The sequence below is a fragment of the Bacillus sp. LR_5 genome (assembly GCF_042709275.1).
In genome coordinates this window covers 1-2,933 of record NZ_JAVAXX010000484.1, presented here as the reverse complement: position 1 = coordinate 2,933, position 2,933 = coordinate 1, and the positions used below count along the sequence as shown (strand labels likewise).

General features: G+C 40.5%; 3 protein-coding genes and 1 pseudogene. 2 read left to right on the top strand and 2 right to left on the bottom strand.

The features are described from left to right. A partial coding sequence (gene groEL / locus RAC86_RS37420) for a chaperonin GroEL (RefSeq protein ID WP_377886828.1) occupies window positions 1–1,111 on the top strand: 1,111 nt, incomplete at its 5' end. A 74-nt stretch (window positions 1,112–1,185) separates the two neighbouring features. On the opposite strand, the gene RAC86_RS37415 is transcribed toward groEL, so the two are convergent. Together RAC86_RS37415 and RAC86_RS37410 are read right to left on the bottom strand one after the other, a co-directional pair. Then, window positions 1,186–1,404, bottom strand: a complete 219-nt coding sequence (locus RAC86_RS37415; protein WP_072565846.1) for a tyrosine-type recombinase/integrase — start codon at window positions 1,402–1,404, stop codon at window positions 1,186–1,188. 366 nt (window positions 1,405–1,770) lie between these two features. Further along, window positions 1,771–2,218: pseudogene (locus RAC86_RS37410) on the bottom strand (SMI1/KNR4 family protein). Between RAC86_RS37410 and RAC86_RS37405 the strand changes: the two are divergent. Beyond that, window positions 2,152–2,637 carry a restriction endonuclease subunit S domain-containing protein gene (locus tag RAC86_RS37405; protein ID WP_072565847.1) on the top strand — a complete coding sequence of 162 codons (486 nt, stop codon included), beginning with the start codon at window positions 2,152–2,154 and terminating at the stop codon, window positions 2,635–2,637. The pseudogene RAC86_RS37410 and the gene RAC86_RS37405 sit on opposite strands and share 67 nt — an antisense overlap. The last annotated feature ends 296 nt before the right edge of the window (window positions 2,638–2,933 follow it).

Below are 2,933 nucleotides of genomic sequence, written 5' to 3'. Positions count from 1 at the left end.
TGAAGAGTCTAAAGGCTTCACAACTGAGCTTGAAGTTGTGGAAGGTATGCAATTCGACCGCGGATATGCGTCACCTTACATGGTAACTGACTCTGATAAGATGGAAGCGGTTCTTGACAATCCTTACATCTTAATCACAGACAAAAAAATCACAAACATTCAAGAAATCCTTCCTGTGCTTGAGCAGGTTGTACAGCAAGGCAAACCATTGCTTCTGATCGCTGAGGATGTTGAAGGCGAAGCACTTGCAACACTTGTTGTGAACAAACTTCGCGGCACATTCAACGCAGTGGCTGTTAAAGCTCCTGGCTTCGGTGACCGTCGTAAAGCAATGCTTGAAGACATCGCTGTCCTTACTGGCGGAGAAGTCATCACAGAAGATCTTGGCCTTGACCTGAAATCTACTCAAATCACACAATTGGGACGCGCTTCTAAAGTTGTCGTTACAAAAGAAAACACAACAATCGTTGAAGGCGCTGGCGAAACAGACAAAATTTCTGCCCGCGTGACTCAAATCCGCGCTCAAGTGGAAGAAACAACTTCTGAATTCGACAGAGAAAAATTACAAGAGCGTCTTGCGAAACTTGCTGGCGGCGTAGCTGTCATCAAAGTCGGCGCTGCAACTGAAACTGAGCTGAAAGAGCGTAAACTTCGCATCGAAGACGCCCTGAACTCAACTCGCGCAGCTGTTGAAGAAGGCATCGTATCCGGTGGTGGTACAGCGCTTGTAAACGTATATAACAAAGTTGCTGCAGTTGAAGCTGAAGGCGATGCTCAAACAGGTATCAACATCGTGCTTCGCGCACTTGAAGAGCCAATCCGTCAAATCGCGCACAACGCTGGTCTTGAAGGATCTGTCATCGTTGAACGCCTCAAAAACGAAGAAATCGGCGTAGGCTTCAACGCTGCAACTGGCGAATGGGTAAACATGATCGAAAAAGGTATCGTTGACCCAACAAAAGTTACACGCTCAGCTCTTCAAAACGCTGCGTCTGTAGCTGCAATGTTCTTAACAACAGAAGCCGTTGTCGCTGACAAGCCAGAAGAAAACGCTGGCGGCGCAGGAATGCCTGATATGGGCGGCATGGGCGGTATGGGCGGAATGATGTAAAACCGACAAAAAACCCTTGATTTACAAGGGTTTGTCGGCAACGGACGTCATTTTTGATGCCCTTTTGATGTTATTTATAAATTTTCGAGGCTTCTCATGAGTTCACCGAACTTGTGAGAAGCTTCTTTTTTTCTGTCTTTTTTGATGTGTAAATAAACCTGTGTGGTTGTCTTAGCTTCTAACCGGTTCATGATTCTTTGTAAATCTACGCCGACTTCAGCAAGCAATGAAGTATGAGTGTGCCGCAGGGAATGAGGAGTAAGTTTTTTGTCTATGTTTGATTTTTTTAGCACTGATCTAAATCGATTTTCTATTGTTTTGATAAATGGTGGGTAACCCCACTAAGGCCCATTCAAACGACCAAATACAAAATTCTCATCATACTATCTTGACTTTATTTTGGTTCACTTTGTGCTTTTTGAGGACTCGCAGGACCTCATGTTCGACCGCTGAAGACCAGAAGTGAGTTGATTCCATCGTCTCAAAAAAATACGAGGCATTTCTTGGGTTGCAGCGAGAAGGTTCCAGCTTATTCTGGGCTTACCCATGATATTATGAACAGACCAAAACAAAAGTGAAACAATAAGTAATTGAAATAATAATAGTCCTTATCCACAAAAAGGAAGGGCATTGAGCTTGTTTATTTTTGGTCATTTTCTCTATCCATTCATTCCTCCCTCGTAGAGCTTATTAACCAACTTGGAAAATGAATAACATATATGACTCAAAGCTTCATTAGGATCTTCATATGCAATTTCATGATCCCAGAAAACCATGGAGGGATTCTCTTTATTCTGACGATAATCGAAACAGATTTCGTTACCGAAAGGATCACCGGCGAAAGGAACTATTCCTAAAAGCGTTCTTCTATCCTGGTAATCTTCTAAGACCTCTAAAACTTGAACTTTCCTCAGTTAAACCATGTAATCGATTAAAAACAGCACCTTTTGTATTTTCAAAGTCAAATATCTTTTTACTTGGACGCGGCCCATTGTTGTTTAATATAGTTAAAATGTAGTCGTTTGGAAACTTAATATCTAATGCCTTATGTTGACCAATACGATAAAGCTTATTCTGAAGTAGAAGAACTGAATAAAAAGTTCCCAGAGGATATGCAGAAGTCGATTTTACAGTATGCGATTCAAGGTAAGCTGGTTGAGCAGCGAGAAGAAGAGGGGACTGCGAGGAGCTTTATCAGGAGATTAAGGAAGAGAAGAAAAGCTGAGGAAGGGAAGATTAAAAAGACTAAGGCCCTGTCGGAAATTAGTGAAGATGAGATTCCGTTTGATATACCGGAGAGTTGGAAGTGGGTGAGGTTTGAAAGTGTGATTGAATTGTTATCAGGGCAAGATTTTTCTCCAGATAAATATAACGATATGAATAAAGGAATACCTTATATCACAGGAGCTAGTAACCTTTCTGATACTAGTGTGATTGTGAATAGGTGGACTGAGGACCCTAGAAGTATTGCAAATGAAGGAGATGTTCTTTTGGTTTGTAAAGGGTCTGGATATAGGAGCAACTAGTAATATTACTATTTTTAGTCAGACTCTCTCTTAATCCAGAAAATGTTAGACTTGAGTTGCCCGAAGGTAATTCAGAGTCCATAATGGACAGAATAGTTCTTTGAACTTTTGGGAAGTCTCTTTTTATTAGCTATTTACTTTAATCTTGGTTTTATAGAGAAGTTTTTATTTTGAAGTTATCAAGGAGATTCAACTAAATAAAGAAGTACTAGTAGTTTATAGGTGATAGCATAGAGATTAAAACATCTAAAGATTACTTTATAAACATAGAATTTGTAGAATAATAAAAAATCCTC

What these genes read in the sequence shown, in the direction of transcription:
- RAC86_RS37405 (WP_072565847.1), top strand. Translation starts at nt 2,152, where the DNA reads ATGCCTTATGTTGACCAATACGATAAAGCTTATTCTGAAGTAGAAGAA.